The organism is Streptomyces sp. NPDC049954, from assembly GCF_040656295.1.
Taxonomy (GTDB): domain Bacteria; phylum Actinomycetota; class Actinomycetes; order Streptomycetales; family Streptomycetaceae; genus Streptomyces.
Map to the genome: position 1 here is coordinate 113,786 of NZ_JBFALS010000016.1, position 19,373 is coordinate 133,158.

The window sequence follows — 19,373 nt, forward strand, 5'->3', positions numbered from 1 at the left end:
ACCGAGGGGGCGACGGGCGATGCGCGGCCGACCGACACAGCAGCGGGGTGAATGCGGCCCCGGAACCGCACGGCACGGGTCCTCCCGCCTGCGGGCCGTACGCCACCGGCCCCCGGCCACGGCGCCCCACGGCGCCCCCGAACGGGCGGACGCGGGTCGCTCGGCCGCCCCGGGCGGACCGGCGCCCGGCCGGCCCCTCACCCGGCGCCCCGTACCGGGCCGCCCTCCCGGCCGGACCGCCCGGCACCGCACGACGGACGCCGGCCCCGCGCCCGCCGCCCCGTTCCTGCGGCCCGAGGGGTCCGAGGAGTTCGAGGGGGCGGTCCGGTGAGCGCCCCGGGGCTCGGTCCGCTCCGCCGCCGGACACCCGGCGGGGCCCTCCTCGGCCAGCTGGTCCTGGCCCTCGTGTGCGGCGGGTACGCGCTGGGGGCCGCCCTCGGCTGGGGCTCCTCGCGCTTCGCCATGTTCATGGGCGACTTCGGCCTCAGCGCCGCCGCCGCGGCGGCCTCCGTCTCCTGCCTCCTCTACAGCCGCAGGCGCAGCACCCGGTTCCGCCCGGCCTGGGTGCTGTTCTCGTTCTCCTCGGCCATGGCCGCCCTCGGCAACGGCGTGTGGGGCTGGTACGAGGTGGTGCTCGCCCGGCCGGTGCCCGCGCCGAGCCTCGCCGACGTCTTCTTCCTGCTCTTCGCGCCGCCCGCCATCGTCGGTCTGCTGGTCCTCGCCAAACGCCCCGTCACCCGGGCCGGCTGGGCCTGCCTCGCCCTCGACTCCTGGCTCATCGGCGGTTCCCTGCTGACCCTCTCCTGGAGTCTCGCGCTCGCCCACACCACCCAGTTCCGGGGCGAGAGCGTCCCGCGCGCCGCCCTCTCGCTCGCCTACCCCCTGCTGGACATCGCCCTGGTCAGCATGGTGCTCGCGCTGCACTTCAAACGCTCCGCCGCGGGCCGCTCCGCGATCAACACCGCCGTCGGCGCCCTCGCCCTCACCGTGCTGTGCGACGCGCTGTTCACCTCGCCGCTGCTGCGCGACTCCTACCGCTCGGGACAACTCCTCGACGCGGGCTGGTTCGCCGGTTCCCTCCTGCTCGCCTACGCCCCGTGGGTCGCCGTCACGCGCGGCCGGCGCGCCACCGGCCCCGAGGAGGGCGCGGCCCCGCCCGAGCCCGCGGGCTTCCCGCTGCCGGCCGGGCCCCGGCAGATCACCGGCTCCCTCGCGGCGCTCACCCCGTACCTCGCGGCGGCCGTGTGCACCCTCGGCATCCTGTACAACGCGGTCAGCGACCGCAGCGTGGACCGCGTCGTGCTGTTCACCGCCTGCACCGTGGTGCTCGCGCTCGTCCTGCGCCAGGGGATCATGCTCGTCGACAACATCTCGCTCACCCAGGAACTGGCGCACAAGGAGAACCACTTCAGGTCCCTGGTCCAGGGCTCCAGCGACGTCATCATGATCGCCGCGCCCACCGGGACGCTGCGCTACGTCAGCCCCGCCGCCTCCGGCGTCTACGGGCGCGAGCCGCAGGACATGGTGGGCCGCGAACTGACCTCCCTCATCCACCCGGACGATCGCGGCCTCGTCGTCCACGAGGTGCGCCGCTTCCTCGCCACGGACCCGGCCCGCGAGCCCACCACCCGCATCGAGTGCCGCTTCAGGTCCGGCCGCGGGGACTGGCTCAACGTCGAGTCCACCGTCAACCGGCTGCACGGCGGCCTCATCTTCAACAGCCGCGACGTCACCGAACGGGTCCGGCTGCAGGCCCAGCTCCAGCACAACGCCGAGCACGACCCGCTCACCGACCTGCCCAACCGGGCGCTGTTCACCCGCCGGGTGCGCCAGGCCCTCATGGGGCGGCGCACCGGCGACCGGGGCATCGCGGTGCTCTTCATCGACCTCGACGGGTTCAAGAGCGTCAACGACACCATCGGCCACCAGGCCGGGGACGAACTCCTCGTGCAGGCCGCCCGCAGACTCCACGAGTCGGTGCGCTCGGGAGACACCGCCGCCCGCCTCGGCGGCGACGAGTTCGCGGCACTCATCCTCGGTGACGGCTCCCCGGACCGGACCGGCCGCGAGCGGCAGATCAAGGAGCTCGCCGAGCGGCTGCGGCTCGCGCTCTCCCAGCCGTACCGCATCGACGGGCACGACGTGCGGGTGGCCGCCTCGATCGGGGTGGCCTTCGCCGAAGCGGGCCTCGGCGCGGGGGAGCTGCTGCGCAACGCCGACCTCGCGATGTACCGGGCCAAGGCGGCGGGCAAGGACCGCGTCGAGCTGTACGTCCCGCAGATGCAGGCCGAGGTCGCCCGCCGCACCCACCTCGCCGGGCGTCTGCGCACCGCCCTGAACGAGGGCGAGTTCTCCCTCCTCCACCAGCCGGGCGTGTGCCTGAGCACCGGGCGCGTCATCTGCGTCACCGCGCAGGCCCGCTGGCGCTCCGCCCAGGGCATCCTGTTCACCCCCGCCGAGTTCCTGCGCTCCTCCCAGGACGGCGGCGAACGCACCGGGGCGCTGGGCCGCTGGCTGCTCGAAGAGGCCGTCGCCCAGGCCGCCGACCGGCGCGCGGAAGGGCACACGGTGCCCGTGTCCGTGCGCATCAGCGCGCAGCGACTGCTCGACCGGGCCGCCCCCCTCGGCTCCGTCGAGGCCCTGCTCACCCGGCACGGACTGCCCTCCGGGGCGCTCCAGATCGAACTGGTCGTGGACGACCCCCGCGTCCCCCTGGACGAGCTGGAACGCAGGCTCAACGCGCTGCGCCGGCTCGGCGTACGCATCGGGCTGGACGGCTTCGCCCAGGGCCACGCCATGATCACCGCCCTGCGCCGGCTCCCGCTGGACGCCCTGAAACTGGACCGCTCGCTCACCGAGGGGGTGGTCGAGTCGGCCCGGCAGTACAAGATCACCGCCGGTCTGCTCAAGATCGCCACCGACCTCGGGCTCTACACCTTCGCCGACGGCGTCGACCGGCCGGAACAGGTCACCGTGCTGCGCGCGCTCGGCTGCACGCACGGGCAGGGCATGGCCTTCTCCGGCCCGCTCGACGAGTACCGGCTGCGTCGCGCCCTCTCCCTCGGTCACTACCCGCTGCCCGGCGCCCAGGAGGCCGAGGAGCCCGTACTGGCCGCCTCCGGTGCCGCGGCGCGCGGGCGTGGGGCACGCGGCTGCCTCCCGGTCCGCCGTACGGGGCCGGGCGGCTTCCCTGCCCAGCCGCTGCGCGGCGACCCCCCGGAGGCCCACGCCGATCCCCCCGTACGGCTCCCGGAGGGCCCCGCGCGGCACGAACCCGCCACGCGCCTCGCCGATCTCGCCCACGGCGCCGCACACGAGGACGGCCCGGGGCCGGGCGAGGGAACCGGCGGGCTGATCCCCGCCCCCGTACCCGCTTCCACCAGCCACGACGAGGTGCTGGAGGGCTGTGCCGGCACCCCGGCGGACGGTTCACATCATGAGACTCCCGTCCCACCGACTTGACAGTCACCACAGCACGGGAGGAGGGTCAAGGCCATGCGCACCCGAATTCTCGTACTTGGAAAGCGCGTCGGCTGAAGCCGGAGACGTACCGTCCCGGCCACCACACCCGACGCGCTCCCCTCGCCTGCCTCCCGGCACGAGGGGTTTTTTGTTGCACAGACGCCCTCCGGCGGCCTGAGTGACAGCCCGGAATACCACGCGAAACCGTCGAAAAAACCCTCAGCATCGAGAAGAGAATGCCGATGACCGAGCAGGCCACCGGGGCCCATCACCCGCAGCCGCGGCCCCGTTCCGGCGGACAGCAGTCCGCGACCGTCGAGCACGTCACGGGTGCGCAGTCCCTCATCCGTTCTCTTGAAGAGGTCGGCGCCGACACGGTATTCGGTATTCCCGGCGGAGCGATCCTCCCCGCCTACGACCCGATGATGGACTCCACCCGGGTCCGTCACGTCCTCGTCCGCCACGAGCAGGGCGCCGGACACGCGGCCACCGGATACGCGCAGGCCACCGGCAAGGTCGGGGTCTGCATGGCGACGTCGGGACCGGGGGCGACCAACCTCGTCACCCCGATCGCGGACGCCAACATGGACTCGGTGCCGATCGTCGCGATCACCGGACAGGTCGCCTCCAAGGCCATCGGCACGGACGCCTTCCAGGAAGCGGACATCGTCGGCATCACCATGCCGATCACAAAGCACAACTTCCTGATCACCGACCCCGCCGACATCCCCCGGACCATCGCCGAGGCCTTCCACATCGCCTCGACCGGACGCCCGGGACCGGTCCTCGTCGACATCGCCAAGGACGCGCTGCAGGCCGACACCACCTTCAGCTGGCCGCCCGTCCTGGACCTGCCCGGCTACCGGCCCGTCACCAAGCCGCACGCCAAGCAGATCCGCGAGGCCGCCCGGCTGATCGCCGCCGCCAAGCGCCCCGTCCTCTACGTCGGGGGTGGCGTCGTCAAGGCCGGGGCCACCGCCGAACTCAAGGTGCTCGCCGAGCTGACCGGCGCCCCCGTCACCACCACGCTGATGGCCCTGGGCGCCTTCCCCGACAGCCACCCGCTGCACGTCGGCATGCCCGGGATGCACGGCAGCGTCACCGCCGTCACCGCCCTGCAGAAGTCCGACCTGATCGTCGCCCTCGGCGCCCGTTTCGACGACCGCGTCACCGGCAAGCTCGACAGCTTCGCGCCCTTCGCGAAGGTCGTGCACGCCGACGTCGACCCCGCCGAGATCGGCAAGAACCGCCTCGCGGACGTGCCCATCGTGGGCGACGCCCGCGAGGTCATCGCCGACCTCGTCCAGGCCGTCCAGGCCGAGCACGCCGCCGGTCACGTCGGCGACTACACCCAGTGGTGGACGGACCTCAACCGCTGGCGCGACACCTATCCGCTCGGCTACGAGAAGCCCACCGAGGGCGTGCTCTCGCCGCAGCAGGTCATCGAGCGGATCGGCGCCCTCGCCCCGGAGGACACGATCTTCGCGGCCGGCGTGGGGCAGCACCAGATGTGGGCGGCCCACTTCATCAAGTACGAGAAGCCCGCCCACTGGCTGAACTCGGGCGGCGCCGGAACCATGGGCTACGCGGTGCCCGCCGCGATGGGAGCCAAGGCGGGCCGGCCCGGACAGACGGTGTGGGCCGTCGACGGCGACGGCTGCTTCCAGATGACCAACCAGGAACTGACCACCTGCGCCCTCAACAACATCCCGATCAAGGTCGCCATCATCAACAACGGCGCCCTCGGCATGGTCCGCCAGTGGCAGACGCTGTTCTACAACCAGCGCTACTCGAACACCGTGCTGTCCGCCGGGCCCGACACCGCGCCCGAGGACCGCCCCGCGGGCACCCGGGTCCCCGACTTCGTCAAGCTCGCCGAGGCCATGGGCTGCGTCGCGCTGCGCTGCGAGGACCCCGCCGAGCTGGACGCCGTCATCGCCAAGGCGAACTCGGTCAACGACCGCCCCGTCGTCGTGGACTTCATCGTCCACCAGGACGCGATGGTCTGGCCGATGGTCGCCGCCGGCACCTCCAACGACGAGGTCATGGCCGCCCTCGGGCTGCGCCCCGACTTCGGCGACGGCGCAGACGACTGACGACGGACGAGCGAAGAAAGAGACCCACCCATGTCCAAGCACACGCTCTCCGTCCTGGTGGAGAACAAGCCCGGTGTCCTCGCCCGGATCACCGCCCTCTTCTCCCGCCGCGGCTTCAACATCGACTCGCTCGCGGTCGGCACCACCGAACACCCCGACATCTCCCGCATCACCATCGTGGTGAATGTCGAGGACCTGCCCCTTGAGCAGGTCACCAAGCAGCTCAACAAGCTGGTCAACGTCCTGAAGATCGTCGAGCTGGAACCCGGCTCCGCGATCCAGCGCGAACTGGTCCTGGTGAAGGTCCGCGCGGACAACGAGACCCGTTCGCAGATCGTCGAGATCGTCCAGCTCTTCCGCGCGAAGACCGTGGACGTCTCCCCGGACGCCGTCACCGTCGAGGCCACCGGGTCCAGCGACAAGCTGGAGGCCATGCTCAAGATGCTCGAACCCTTCGGCATCAAGGAACTCGTGCAGTCCGGCACCATCGCCGTCGGCCGCGGCGGCCGGTCCATCACGGACCGCTCGCTGCGCGCCCTGGACCGCAGCGCCTGATCCGCGGCCCCGTCCGGCGGCGCCCGCACCAAGGCGCGCCGCCGGCCCCCGCCGCACCGGGACGTCACCGCGCGCGCGACCCGCGCACGGACTCCTTCGCACCACCCGTCTCGCCCGCGCACCGTCCCCGGGACCGTTCGTATGGCGAGACCTGAGAACGAACGCGTCGTCCCCCGCCGTACGGTGGGACGCAACATCTGTACACAAGGAGATAAACCAGTGGCCGAGCTGTTCTACGACGACAATGCCGACCTGTCCATCATCCAGGGCCGCAAGGTCGCGGTTCTCGGTTACGGCAGCCAGGGCCACGCCCACGCGCTGTCGCTGCGCGACTCGGGCGTCGAGGTGCGTGTCGGTCTGCACGAGGGCTCCAAGTCGAAGGCCAAGGCGGAGGAGCAGGGCCTGAAGGTCCTCACCCCGGCCGAGGCCTCCGCGTGGGCCGACGTGATCATGATCCTGGTGCCGGACCCGATCCAGGGCAAGGTCTACGAGGAGTCCGTCAAGGACAACCTCAAGGACGGCGACGCCCTGTTCTTCGGCCACGGCTTCAACATCCGCTTCGGCTTCGTCCAGCCGCCGGCCGGCGTCGACGTGTGCATGGTCGCCCCGAAGGGCCCCGGCCACCTGGTGCGCCGCCAGTACGAGGAGGGTCGCGGCGTCCCGTGCATCGCGGCCGTCGAGCAGGACGCCACCGGCAAGGCCTTCGAGCTGGCGCTGTCGTACGCCAAGGGCATCGGCGGCACCCGCGCGGGCGTCATCAAGACGACCTTCACCGAGGAGACCGAGACCGACCTGTTCGGTGAGCAGGCCGTGCTGTGCGGCGGCACCTCCGCCCTGGTCAAGGCCGGCTTCGAGACGCTGGTCGAGGCCGGTTACCAGCCGGAGATCGCCTACTTCGAGTGCCTGCACGAGCTGAAGCTCATCGTCGACCTCATGTACGAGGGCGGCCTGGAGAAGATGCGCTGGTCGATCTCCGAGACCGCCGAGTGGGGCGACTACGTCTCCGGTCCGCGCATCATCACCGACCACACCAAGGCCGAGATGAAGAAGATCCTCGGCGACATCCAGGACGGCACCTTCGCCAAGAACTGGATGTCGGAGTACGAGTCGGGCCTGCCGAAGTACAACGAGTACAAGAAGGCCGACGAGGACCACCTGCTGGAGACCACCGGCAAGGAGCTGCGCAAGCTCATGAGCTGGGTCGACGACGAGGTCTGAGCCGCCTGAGGGGATGCCGGGCGCGCGACCGCACCGCCGCGCGCCCGGCCCCCGCCGTGTCAACTCCGCCCAAAACGCCCCGTAGAGACGCTGTCGGCGCCCCGGCCGCTCCTGGACGACATCCTGGTCCTGTCATGGGACAAGGGGTCCAATCCCGAACGAGTGAACCCTCCGCACAGGAGGAATCAGCGGGTCGGCGCAGCACTACACTGCTCAGAACATACGCGTCAGGCCCACAGTGTCGTGCGTCTTCCACGCGGCCAGAACCCCTCCACCGCCTGCGGCCGTCGGGACGGCCGTCCGCACTGGACATGTGAGGACACACGTGAGCGCGCACACGCAAGACAAGCCGGTCGTACTCATCGCCGAGGAGCTGTCGCCGGCCACCGTCGACGCCCTCGGACCCGATTTCGAGATCCGCCACTGCAACGGCGCCGACCGGGCCGAGCTGCTGCCCGCGATCGCCGACGTCGACGCGATCCTGATCCGCTCCGCGACCAAGGTCGACGCCGAGGCCGTCGCCGCCGCGAACAAGCTCAAGGTCGTCGCCCGCGCGGGCGTCGGGCTCGACAACGTGGACGTCTCCGCCGCCACCAAGGCCGGTGTGATGGTCGTCAACGCGCCGACGTCCAACATCGTGACCGCCGCCGAACTGGCCTGCGGACTTCTCGTCGCCACCGCCCGCAACATCCCGCAGGCGAGCCAGGCGCTGAAGAACGGCGAGTGGAAGCGGTCCAAGTACACCGGCGTGGAGCTGGCCGAGAAGACCCTCGGCGTCGTCGGCCTCGGCCGCATCGGCGTGCTCGTCGCGCAGCGCATGTCGGCCTTCGGCATGAAGCTCGTCGCCTACGACCCCTATGTGCAGCCGGCCCGCGCCGCACAGATGGGCGTCAAGCTGCTGAGCCTGGACGAGCTGCTTGAGGTCGCGGACTTCATCACCGTGCACCTCCCGAAGACCCCCGAGACGGTCGGCCTCATCGGCGACGAGGCACTGCACAAGGTCAAGCCCTCGGTGCGCATCGTGAACGCCGCGCGCGGCGGCATCGTCGACGAGGAGGCCCTCGCCTCCGCCCTCAAGGAGGGCCGCGTCGCGGGCGCCGGTCTGGACGTCTACGCGAAGGAGCCGTGCACCGACTCCCCGCTGTTCCAGTTCGACCAGGTCGTGTGCACCCCGCACCTCGGCGCCTCGACCGACGAGGCGCAGGAGAAGGCCGGTATCGCCGTCGCCCGTTCGGTGCGGCTCGCGCTCGCGGGTGAACTGGTGCCGGACGCCGTCAACGTCCAGGGCGGCGTCATCGCCGAGGACGTCAAGCCCGGCCTGCCGCTCGCCGAGCGGCTCGGCCGCATCTTCACCGCGCTCGCCGGAGAGGTCGCCGTGCGGCTCGACGTCGAGGTGTGCGGGGAGATCACCCAGCACGATGTCAAGGTGCTCGAACTCTCCGCGCTCAAGGGCGTGTTCGAGGACGTCGTCGCCGAGACCGTCAGCTACGTCAACGCCCCGCTGTTCGCGCAGGAGCGCGGCGTCGAGGTGCGGCTGACCACGAGCAGCGAGTCGCCCGACCACCGCAACGTGGTGACGGTGCGCGGCACGCTCGGGGGCGGCGAGGAGGTCGCGGTCTCCGGCACGCTGGCCGGACCGAAGAACCTCCAGAAGATCGTCGCCATCGGCGAGCACACCGTGGACCTCGCGCTCGCGGACCACATGGTGGTGCTGCGCTACGCGGACCGTCCCGGTGTCGTCGGCACCGTGGGCCGCGTGTTCGGCGAGGCGGGCATCAACATCGCCGGTATGCAGGTCTCCCGCGCCGAGGAGGGCGGAGAGGCCCTCGCCGTCCTCACCGTCGACGACTCGGTGACCCCCGCCGCCCTCACCGAGGTGGCTCAGGAGATCGGGGCCACCTCGGCGCGCGCCGTGGACCTGACCTGACGCGTCGACGTGGGTGAACGGCCCCGGCCCGGGACCCTTCACCCACGTCACGGCCCTGCCCGGCCCGTCTCCCGTTACGGGAGGCGGGCCGTCGCGCTCTCCACCACGGTGGGGGCGGTGTCCGGGGCGGTGACGGCCGGGGCGGTCTCCCCGGACCGGCCGCGCAGGGCGAGCGCCGCTCCGGCGGCGCACACGAGGAACAGCGCGACGCAGGCCAGGGCCGCCGCGTGCATCCCGGACACGAACGCCTCCCGCGCGGTGCTCAGCAGCTCTCCGGCCTCCGCACCGGGCAGCCGGCCCGCCACGGCCAGCGCTCCGCCCAGCGTCTCGTGCGCCTCGGCCGGGGCGTGGGGGAGTGCTTCCGAGATCCGGTCGCGGTACAGCGCGGTGGCGATCGAGCCGAGCGTCGCGAGCCCCAGCGCCCCGCCGAACTCCTGCCCCGTCTCCAGCAGCGCCGAGGCCGAACCGGCCCGTTCGACCGGGACGGAGCCCATCGCGAGGTCCATGAGCTGCGACAGGACGGTGACCGCGCCCATCGCGAGCAGGGCGGCACCGGTCAGTACGAGGGCGAGCGCGTCGGTGCCGGGCAGGGCGAGGACGACGTAGCCGCCCGCCGCGAGCAGGAACCCGCCGGTGACGACGTGCGCCCGGGCCACCCCGCGCTGCACGAGCGCGGTCACCGCCGGGGCGGTCAGCGCGATGGGCACCGAGGGCGCGAGGCTCCACAGCGCCGCCGCCAGCGCGCTGTTGCCCAGCACCGACTGAAGGTACTGCGTCGTGAAGAAGGCCGAGCCCATCATGCCGAAGGTCGCGAGGGTCGCGAGGACGGCGGCGGGGCGGTAGCCGCGCGCCCGGAACAGCACGGGCGGCAGCATGGGGTGCGCGACCCGGCGCTGGCGCCGTACGAAGAACACCGCGCACCCCAGGCCGAGGAAGAGAGCCGCGAGGTACCGCGCGTGCACGCCCTCGGAGGGGATCTCCTTCAGCGCGTAGACGAGCGGGAGGACGGCGGCCAGCGACAGCGGGACGCTCAGCAGGTCGAACCCGCCCCGCCCCGGAGTGCGGTACTCGGGGATGAGGAACGGGGCCAGGGCGAGCAGCAGCACCATCGCGGGCAGGTTCACGAGGAAGACCGAACCCCACCAGAAGTGCTGGACGAGTACCCCGCTGGCCACCGAGCCCAGCGCGATACCGCTGGTCATGACGGTGCTCCAGATCCCGATGGCCTGGGCGCGCTGCTTCCCGTCCTGGAAGATCGCCCGGATCAGGCCCATCGTCGAGGGCATCAGGGTGGCCCCGCCGATGCCGAGGACGGCGCGCGCCGCGATCAGCATCTCCGGGCTGTTCGCGTACGCCGCCGCCACCGAGGCGGCACCGAAGGCGGCGGCCCCGCACATCAGCAGACGGCGCCGGCCGATCCGGTCGCCGAGCGCGCCCATCGTCATGAGCAGACCGGCCAGGACGAAGCCGTAGATGTCGAAGATCCACAGCTGTTCGGTGCCGGACGGGGCCAGGTCCGCGTTGATCGCGGGGATCGCGAAGAACAGGACGGAGGCGTCCATCGAGACCAGGAGGAGAGCAAGCATCAGGACGCCGAGGGCGGCCCATTCGCGACGCCCGGCGCGGGGCGCGGTGGTTGAGGTGTCAGGTGCCGTCTCAGGTGCGTTGTCAGCTGCCATGGCGAGGACTGTACGCATGTATTAAACGACTGTCTATGACGCTTGTTTAATACGTGCGTCTGGGACAGGCGTCAGTGAGCGGCTAGGCTCGGTGGCATGGGACACCGTGAGGATCTGCTGGACGGGGCTCAGCGCTGCCTGCTGGCCAAGGGCTTCGCGCGCACCACCGCGCGCGACGTCGTGAAGGAGTCGGGCACCAATCTGGCCTCGATCGGCTACCACTACGGCTCCAAGGACGCGCTGCTCGCCCAGGCGTACGTCGCACTCATCGAGAAGATGGACCTGCGGGCCCCGGTCGCCGACACGCCGGACGGGGAGACGTCCCCCGGCTCCCTGGAGCGCTTCCGCGCGGTCTGGGCGAAGGTCCTCGACGACTTCCCCGAGGCCCGCGCCGTCTGGCTGCTCTCCTTCGAGTTCCTCCTGGTCGGCGACCGGATGCCGCAGGCCCGCGAGGTCCTGGTCGCCGCTCAGGCGCAGGGCCGCAGCGGACTGGTCCCGCCCTTCACCGACCTGCTGGAGGAGTCCCTGCCGAGAGACGCCGCGGAGTACGAGGGGCGCTTCTACCAGACCGTGCTCAACGGGCTCATGCTCCAGTGGCTCTTCGACCCCGGATCGGCCACCACCGCCGACCAGCTGACGGAGGGCCTGCGCCGCGTGCTCGACGGCGTGCGGAAGGCCGAGGGAGGCTGAGGGGGCGGCGCGCCCACTCCGGTACCGGGGCGCCCCGGCCGGCGGCACGAGGGCCGGGATCGCCAGGCCTTCCGAGCCCTCGCGGCGGCCGCTGAGCGGCCGTGCGGGTCTGGCGCGTGGCCCCGTGGCATATGCCACGGGGCGCAGGGCACACCCCCCCGCTGCACCGCCTGTGAGGCGAGCCGTGCACCGCCTGTGAGGCGAGCCGTGCACCGCCTGTGAGGCGAGCCGTGCACCGCTTGTGAGGCGAGCCGTGCACCGCCTGTGAGGCGAGCCGTGCACCGCCTCACAGCCGGGCCGCCTTCACCCCCATGTGCAGCAGCAGCCGGTGCTCCCCGTCGTCCAGGTCCAGGCCGGTGAGCTGCTCGACGCGCGACAGCCGGTAGTAGAGGGTCTGCCGGTGGATGCCGAGGGCGGCGGCGGTGCGGCCCGCCTGGCCCGCGTGGTCGAGGAAGACCTCGGCGGTGCGGGCCAGCTCGGCGTGCGCGGGGCTCAGCAGCTCCCGCAGCACCGGGTCGTGCGCGGCGCCCGGCGGCAGCGCCGTCAGCAGCCGGTAGGGCCCGACCGCCGACCACTGCGCCACCGGCCCCAGCTCCGGTTCGGCGGCCGCCGCCCGGGCCGCCGCGGAGGCCTCCCGCCACAGCTCGGGCACCTCGGCCGGTCCCCGGCGCGGTGCCCCGACCCCGGCCGCCGCGCCCGTCGCGAGCTTGCCCGCCGCGGACAGTACCGAAGCCGGCACCCCGGGCCCCGTACGGACCCGTACCAGCAGCGCGAGACGGCGGCCGCCGCCAGCCGTGGGCAGGACGCACGAGGCGGCGGTCCCCGGCACCCGTCGCGCCGACGGCGGCTCCTCGGCCGGCCAGGGCGCCACGCACAGCACCGTGTAGAGGTCCTCCGCGTTCGGGCCGAGCGCCGTGCGCAGCGCCGCGAGCGCCGTGTCCCGCTCCCAGTCGGCCTCCGTCGTGATCACCCGGCGGAACTCGCGGGTGGCGGCGTCCTCCGCCGTCGCCTCGTCCGCCATGAGGGTCCCGATGCGGTCGGCGACCTGCATCGCGGCGGCCAGCTGCGGCCCCGTCGGCCCCTGCTCGCCGTCCAGCAGCCACACGTAGCCGTACGCGACGCCGCGGTGCCGCACCGGCAGGCAGATGCGGTCCCGCAGCACCCCCGCCTCCGGGGCGGCCGGGATGCGCACGGGCCCCGTCGCCCGGGCGATGCCGAAGCCCTCGAACCAGGCCCGGACGGCGGAGGAGGAGGTACGGGTCAGGATCGACCGGGTGCGGACCGGGTCGAGCGCCGACTCGTCCACGTCGCTGCCGCTGTCGTGCGCCCCGAAGGCGATCAGCCCGAAGTCCCGGTCCTCCAGCGTCGCGGGGGCCCCGAGCAGCGCGGAGATCTCGTCGATCAGTTCCTGGTAGTCGGCCTTCACCCCGCCATTGTCGCGCGCTCTCATACAGATGTCTGAGAAGCGTGCGGGGGATGCGTGACAGGTGTCGATGGCAGCGGGGGCGCCGCGTCCCTAGATTCAGCAGTGGCTGTCCTCGCCCTCGCCCGTTTCCGCAGACCGCGTCCGGGTCAGGCGTGTTCCTACTCGTCCGTGGAGGTCCCCGTGCTGGGTCCTGTGATCCTCGCCGCGTCCCGCAGCGACAAGCTGCGCCGCGTGATTTCGGCCGCGCCCGTCACCAAGCCGGTCGTGAACCGGTTCATCCCCGGCGAGTCGGTCGAGCAGGTCGTCCCGATCATCGTGGACGCCGCCGCCAAGGGCCTCGAACTCACCATGGACGTCGTGGGTGAGGACATCACCCGTCCCGAGCAGGCCACCATCGCCCGCGACGCCTACCTCGAACTCATCGAGCACCTCAAGACCCTCGGCCTGGGCACCCGCGCCGAGATGTCCGTCAAGCTCTCCATGTTCGGCCAGGCGCTGGAAGGCGGCCACGAGCTGGCCCTCGCCCACGTCCGCCCCGTCGTCGAGGCCGCCGCCGCGATCGGCACCACGGTTACGCTGGACGCAGAGGACCACACGACCCTCGACTCGATGTTTGCCATCCACGAAGAGCTGCGGAAGGACTTCCCGCAGACCGGCTGCGTCATCCAGGCGTACCTCTTCCGCACCGAGGAGGACGCGCGAAGGCTGGCCGCCGCGGGCAGCCGCGTCCGCATCGTCAAGGGCGCCTACAAGGAGCCCGCCTCGGTCGCCTACCAGGACAAGGCCGAGATCGACAAGGCGTACGTCCGCGTCCTGCGCATCCTGATGGAGGGCGAGGGCTACCCGATGGTCGGCTCGCACGACCCGCGCCTCGTCGCCATCGCCCAGGACCTCGCCCACCGCGCCGGACGCAAGCCCGGCGACTTCGAGTTCCAGATGCTCTACGGCATCCGCTCGCAGGAGCACCTGCGGCTCGCCGCCGAGGGCCACCGGATGCGGGTCTACACCGCGTACGGCACCGACTGGTACGGCTACTTCATGCGGCGCCTCGCCGAGAAGCCGGCCAACCTGCTGTTCTTCCTGCGCTCGATGGTCACCAAGAACTGACCCGACCGCCGGGGTGCCCCCCGGCCGCGCGCCGCACCGCGCACCCCGCCCCCGGCGAACCCGAACCCGCCGCCCCCACGACCCAAGGAGACACGGAACCCATGGACGCTGTGACCCAGGTCCCCGCCCCGGTCAACGAGCCGGTCCACGGCTACGCCCCCGGATCGCCCGAGCGGGCCCGCCTCGAAGCCAAGCTCAAGGAGCTGGCCGAGAACCCGATCGAGCTCCCCATGACCATCGCAGGCGTCAAGCGCCTCGGTGGCGGCGAGGAGTTCCGGGTCGTCCAGCCCCACAACCACAAGTCGGTCATCGGCACCGGCCGCGCCGCGACGCGGCAGGACGCCCAGGACGCCGTGGACGCCGCGCTCGCCGCCGCCCCCGGCTGGCGCGCGACCTCCTTCGACGACCGCGCCGCGATCATCCTGCGCGCCGCCGAGCTGCTCTCCGGCAAGTGGCGCGAGACCCTCGCCGCCTCGACGATGCTCGGCCAGGGCAAGACCGCCCAGCAGGCCGAGATCGACACCCCGTGCGAGCTGGTCGACTTCTGGCGCTTCAACGTGCACTACGCGCGCGGCATCCTCGCCGAGCAGCCCCCGGCCAACTCCGCCGGCGTGTGGAACCGCATGGACCACCGCCCGCTGGAGGGCTTCGTCTACGCGATCACGCCCTTCAACTTCACGGCCATCGCCGCGAACCTGCCGACCGCCCCGGCCCTCATGGGCAACGTCGTCGTGTGGAAGCCGTCCCCGACGCAGACCCACGCCGCCGTGCTCATGATGGAGCTGCTGGAGGAGGCCGGACTGCCCAAGGGCGTCATCAACCTCGTCACCGGCGACGGCATCGCCGTCTCCGACGTCGCCCTCAAGCACCGCGACCTCGCCGGCATCCACTTCACCGGCTCGACCAAGACCTTCCAGCACCTGTGGAAGGAGGTCGGCAACAACATCGAGAACTACCGCACCTACCCGCGTCTGGTCGGCGAGACCGGCGGCAAGGACTTCGTCGTCGCCCACCCGAGCGCCGACCGCGCCGTCCTCAAGACCGCGCTGACCCGCGGCTCCTTCGAGTACCAGGGCCAGAAGTGCTCGGCCTCCTCGCGCGCCTACGTCCCGGCCTCGATCTGGAACGACGGGTTCAAGGAGGAGTTCGCGGCCGAGGTCGACGGCATCGCGATGGGCGACGTCACCGACCTGTCGAACTTCCTCGGCGCCGTCATCGACGAGCGGTCCTTCGCCAAGAACAAGGCCGCCATCGACCGCGCCAAGAACGACCCGGCCTGCACGATCGTGGCCGGCGGCACGTATGACGACTCGGTCGGTTACTTCGTCCGGCCCACCGTCATCGAGTGCACCGACCCCGAGAACGAGGTCTTCACCACCGAGTACTTCGGCCCGATCCTCGCCGTCCACGTGTACGAGGACGACCAGTACGACGCCATGCTCGACCAGATGGAGTCGGTCTCCGACTACGCGCTCACCGGCTCGGTCATCGCGAACGACCGCCAGGCCGCCGCGCACACGATGGAGAAGCTGCGCTACGCCGCGGGCAACTTCTACATCAACGACAAGTCGACCGGCGCCGTCGTCGGCCAGCAGCCCTTCGGCGGCGGCCGCGCCTCCGGCACCAACGACAAGGCCGGGGCCCCGCAGAACCTCCAGCGGTGGACGCTCACCCGCGCCATCAAGGACTCGCTGGTGTCGCCGACCGAGTACGGCTACCCGCACATGGGCTGACCCCAGCCCCTCGACGGCCGGGCCCCGCGCCCGGCCGTCCCCTTGCCCCCGCCCCCGGCCCCGGTGCTCATACCGGCCGGGGGCGGTGTCATGCCCGCGTACGGTGGCGGCCGAGGCGATCGCGGAGCGGGAGCCGTGCGGGAAGTTCGTCCTGCCGCCGGGGTACGGCGCCGGTACTGCCTGCACGTGCGGCACACTGCGCTTCGGCGTGAGCCGCGAGGAGACGGCCTGGCGCGTGTGGCCGGCCGGGGCCGGCGAGGTGCTGACACCGTGGCCGCCGAGGTGCGACAGGAAGTACCTGACGGGAGAGCGGCTGTTCTCCTCGCGCCACGAGCGGCCCCGGCAGCGCCGGCCCGCCCGCCGCCCGGCTCCGCCCCCCCGGTTCCCGGGTGCGCCCACCCCGCCCCGTACCCACTGACTACGGTGTACGGGGTGACCCAGCAACGCACCGTGCACACCGCCGACCTGACGCAACAAGAGCTGTCCCGCGTCCGGACGCTGCTCGACGCCGCCTTCCCGGGCCGCTTCGACGACCGGGACTGGGCCCACGCGCTCGGCGGACTCCACGTGCTGATCACCCACGGCGGGGGCCTCGTCGCGCACGGCAGCGTCGTCCAGCGACGGGTCCTGCACCACGGGCGCTGTCTGCGCGTCGGGTACGTCGAGGGTGTCGCCGTCCGCGCCGACGCGCGCCGCAGGGGCCTCGGCTCCCGGGTCATGACCGAACTGGAGCGGATCGCCGACGACGGCTACGACCTCGGTGCCCTGTCCGCCTCCCGCCTCGGGGCGCCGCTCTACGAGACGCGCGGCTGGGAGCGCTGGCCCGGACTGCTCGCGACCCTGAGCCCGGCCGGGCTCACCCCGCTGCCCGACGAGGAGGGCAGCACCTGGGTGCGCGCCGCGCCCGAGGTGCTGGACCCGGGGCACGGACTGCTCTTCGACTGGCGCGACGGCGACGTACTGTGAGGAGACCTGCTCACTGAGTAAGTGGTGACGGGGCGGCCGTGCTCCTTACCCAGTGGGACCGGGCCGGTTACTCGCGCACACCCCTGTCGAGGAGTCTAAGCGTCCGCTTAGTATGGCCCTGTAGGGTGGGGTCACCCGTGAGCCGCCGCCCGGAGGAGAGGGACGCCATGCCGAAGAAGGACGACCGCGCACACTCCCTGCTGCTGTCCCGCCGGGACCTCGGTTTCCTGCTGCACGAATGGCTGCGGGTCGAGGAGCTCACGAAGCGGCCCCGCTACGCCGAGCACGACCGGGAGACCTTCGACGCGGTGCTGGAGCTGAGCGAGACCATCGCGACCCGCCACTTCGCCCCGCACAACAAGAAGAACGACGCGCAGGAGCCGAGCTTCGACGGCGAGCGGGTGCACATCATCCCCGAGGTCGGTGAGGCGCTGGAGGTCTTCGCCCGGGCGGGGCTGACCGGCGCGGGACTGGACGCGGAGGTCGGCGGGATGCAACTGCCCCGGGTCGTCACCGACGCGTGCTTCGCGTGGTTCCAGGCGGCGAACGTCGCGACCTCGGCCTACCCCTTCCTCACCGTCGGCAACGCCAACCTGCTGCTCGCCCACGGCAGCCAGGAGCAGATCGACACCTACGTCCGCCCGATGGTGGAGGGCCGCTGGTTCGGCACCATGTGCCTGTCGGAACCCCAGGCGGGCTCCTCGCTCGCGGACGTGCGCACCCGCGCCGAACGCGCCCCGGACGGGACGTACCGCCTCTTCGGCAACAAGATGTGGATCTCCGGCGGCGACCACGAGCTGTCCGAGAACATCGTCCACCTCGTCCTCGCGCGCACCCCGGGCGGCCCCGCGGGCACGAAGGGCCTGTCGCTGTTCGTCGTGCCCAAGCGGCTCGTGGGCACGGACGGGGCGCTGGGGGAGCGCAACGACGTCGTGCTCGCCGGGCTCAACCACAAGATGGGCTACCGGGGCACCACCAACACCCTGCTCAACTTCGGCGAGGGCGCGCACCGTCCCGGCGGCGAGCCGGGCGCCGTCGGGTACCTCGTGGGCGAGGAGAACCGCGGCCTCGCCCACATGTTCCACATGATGAACGAGGCCAGGATCGGCGTCGGCCTCGGCGCCACCGCGCTCGGCTACACGGGCTACCTGCACGCGCTCGACTACGCCCGCGCCCGCCCCCAGGGCCGCCCCGTCGGGGCGAAGGACCCGGCCACGCCGCAGGTCCCGATCATCGCGCACGCCGACGTGCGCCGGATGCTGCTCGCCCAGAAGGCGTACGTCGAGGGGGCGCTCGCCCTGACGCTGTACTGCGGCCGCCTCGTCGACGAACAGCGCACCGCCCCCGGCCGGGCCGAGCGCGAGCGCGCCGGACTGCTGCTCGACATCCTCACCCCGATCGCCAAGAGCTGGCCCTCGCAGTGGTGCCTGACCGCCAACAGCCTCGCCATCCAGGTGCACGGCGGCTACGGCTACACCCGCGAGTACGACGTCGAGCAGTTCTACCGGGACAACCGCCTCAACCCCATCCACGAGGGCACCCACGGCATCCACGGCCTCGACCTGCTCGGCCGCAAGGCGGTGATCGGCGGCGGCGCGGCGCTGCGGCTGCTCCTCGGCGCGATCGGGGAGAGCGCCGCGCGGGCCCGGACGGCGGGCGGCGACCTCCCGGCGTACGGGGCGCGGCTCGTGGACGCCGCCGACCGCGTCGCGCGCGTCACCGCGGCGCTGTGGGCCGACGGCGACCCCGATACCGCGCTCGCCAACGCCTCCGTCTACCTGGAGGCCGTCGGCCACGTCGTGATCGCCTGGATGTGGGTCGAACAGCTCCTCGCGGCGGACGGCCGCACGGGCGACTTCTACGCGGGCAAGCGCGCGGCCGCCCGCTACTTCTTCCGCCACGAGCTGCCGGCCACGGGGCCGAAGTTCGACCTCTTGGAGAGCCTGGACACCACCGCCTCCGACATGGACCCCGCGCAGTTCTGAGAGAGCCTGCGGCGCACCCCCCGAGGGCGGGTGCGCCGCAGGCCGTCTCAGATAGTAGGAAGTCCGAGTAATTGTGGAGACAGCGAAGGGAACCTGGCCTACTTTTGTAGGAGCCGGACTGTTCTCGCTGTATCCAGCGAAGGCGGACGCGTACCTCGGCCCCCGTGCAGGCGAACCCTGCGGGCCGGGTCCCCGCCCCTTGCGGCGCTCCCCAGCTCTCCCCTCGACCACCCCGGGCCGCCCCGAGCGGTCCCCGTCCTGGCCCGAGGCAGTCAGCGCACCCAGTACAGCCCGTACGACATGGCTTCGTACGGCATGGACCTCAAAGGAGTCGATCCTCATGGCCGCAGAGACGACCGTCCGCCGAGTCCGTCACCGCTCCGCGACCCGCAGCGAGTCCGAGCGCAAGAACGCCGCCGCCGCCCTCCAGCGCGCCCTCGACCGCCGGGACAACGGCGGCGTCACCGGGCACTGACGCGCCCGGCCGCTCGCCTGCCGCACACCAACGCACCCTGCCGCGGGGGACCGT

At 72.2% G+C, this 19,373-nt stretch carries 13 protein-coding genes; 11 read left to right on the plus strand and 2 right to left on the minus strand.

Features of this window, described 5'->3' with window-relative positions; translation table 11 throughout:
* The first annotated feature begins 327 nt into the window (after nt 1-327).
* The 5 genes from AB0J21_RS29035 (at nt 328) to serA (ending at nt 9,258) form a co-directional block, all read left to right on the plus strand.
* Nucleotides 328-3,462, plus strand: a complete 3,135-nt coding sequence (locus AB0J21_RS29035; protein WP_363149116.1) for an EAL domain-containing protein — start codon at nt 328-330, stop codon at nt 3,460-3,462.
* 236 nt (nt 3,463-3,698) lie between these two features.
* A complete protein-coding gene (locus AB0J21_RS29040) occupies nt 3,699-5,558 on the plus strand; it encodes an acetolactate synthase large subunit (RefSeq protein ID WP_363149117.1) in 1,860 nt (619 codons plus the stop codon).
* Between the two features lie 30 nt (nt 5,559-5,588).
* Nucleotides 5,589-6,113: an acetolactate synthase small subunit gene (gene ilvN / locus AB0J21_RS29045; RefSeq protein WP_363149118.1), complete on the plus strand. Its 525-nt coding sequence runs from the start codon at nt 5,589-5,591 to the stop codon at nt 6,111-6,113.
* 219 nt (nt 6,114-6,332) lie between these two features.
* On the plus strand, nt 6,333-7,331 hold the full coding sequence (ilvC, locus tag AB0J21_RS29050; protein WP_363149119.1) for a ketol-acid reductoisomerase: 999 nt from the start codon (nt 6,333-6,335) through the stop codon (nt 7,329-7,331).
* Nucleotides 7,332-7,656: 325 nt separating this feature from the next.
* The gene (serA, locus tag AB0J21_RS29055; RefSeq protein WP_363149120.1) at nt 7,657-9,258 is read left to right on the plus strand and encodes a phosphoglycerate dehydrogenase; all 1,602 of its coding nucleotides are present in this window, start codon (nt 7,657-7,659) and stop codon (nt 9,256-9,258) included.
* 74 nt (nt 9,259-9,332) lie between these two features.
* On the opposite strand, the gene AB0J21_RS29060 is transcribed toward serA, so the two are convergent.
* Nucleotides 9,333-10,937 (minus strand): MFS transporter, encoded by a 1,605-nt coding sequence (locus AB0J21_RS29060; protein ID WP_363149121.1) that lies wholly within the window; start codon nt 10,935-10,937, stop codon nt 9,333-9,335.
* Nucleotides 10,938-11,033: 96 nt separating this feature from the next.
* On the opposite strand from AB0J21_RS29060, the gene AB0J21_RS29065 reads away from it, so the two are divergent.
* Nucleotides 11,034-11,627: a TetR/AcrR family transcriptional regulator gene (locus tag AB0J21_RS29065; protein WP_363149122.1), complete on the plus strand. Its 594-nt coding sequence runs from the start codon at nt 11,034-11,036 to the stop codon at nt 11,625-11,627.
* Nucleotides 11,628-11,913: 286 nt separating this feature from the next.
* On the opposite strand, the gene AB0J21_RS29070 is transcribed toward AB0J21_RS29065, so the two are convergent.
* Nucleotides 11,914-13,077, minus strand: a complete 1,164-nt coding sequence (locus AB0J21_RS29070) for a helix-turn-helix domain-containing protein (protein ID WP_363149123.1) — start codon at nt 13,075-13,077, stop codon at nt 11,914-11,916.
* Between the two features lie 156 nt (nt 13,078-13,233).
* Between AB0J21_RS29070 and AB0J21_RS29075 the strand changes: the two genes are divergently transcribed.
* The 5 genes from AB0J21_RS29075 to AB0J21_RS29095 all read left to right on the plus strand — a co-directional run bounded on the left by AB0J21_RS29075 (nt 13,234) and on the right by AB0J21_RS29095 (nt 19,319).
* Nucleotides 13,234-14,160 carry a proline dehydrogenase family protein gene (locus tag AB0J21_RS29075; RefSeq protein WP_363149124.1) on the plus strand — a complete coding sequence of 309 codons (927 nt, stop codon included), beginning with the start codon at nt 13,234-13,236 and terminating at the stop codon, nt 14,158-14,160.
* 101 nt (nt 14,161-14,261) lie between these two features.
* Nucleotides 14,262-15,893, plus strand: coding sequence for an L-glutamate gamma-semialdehyde dehydrogenase (pruA, locus tag AB0J21_RS29080; protein ID WP_363149125.1), 1,632 nt, complete (start codon nt 14,262-14,264; stop codon nt 15,891-15,893).
* Nucleotides 15,894-16,325: 432 nt separating this feature from the next.
* Nucleotides 16,326-16,859, plus strand: a complete 534-nt coding sequence (locus AB0J21_RS29085) for a GNAT family N-acetyltransferase (protein WP_363149126.1) — start codon at nt 16,326-16,328, stop codon at nt 16,857-16,859.
* Nucleotides 16,860-17,026: 167 nt separating this feature from the next.
* The gene (locus AB0J21_RS29090; RefSeq protein ID WP_363149127.1) at nt 17,027-18,844 is read left to right on the plus strand and encodes an acyl-CoA dehydrogenase; all 1,818 of its coding nucleotides are present in this window, start codon (nt 17,027-17,029) and stop codon (nt 18,842-18,844) included.
* Between the two features lie 340 nt (nt 18,845-19,184).
* Nucleotides 19,185-19,319: a hypothetical protein gene (locus AB0J21_RS29095; RefSeq protein WP_363149128.1), complete on the plus strand. Its 135-nt coding sequence runs from the start codon at nt 19,185-19,187 to the stop codon at nt 19,317-19,319.
* Nucleotides 19,320-19,373 lie beyond the last annotated feature (54 nt).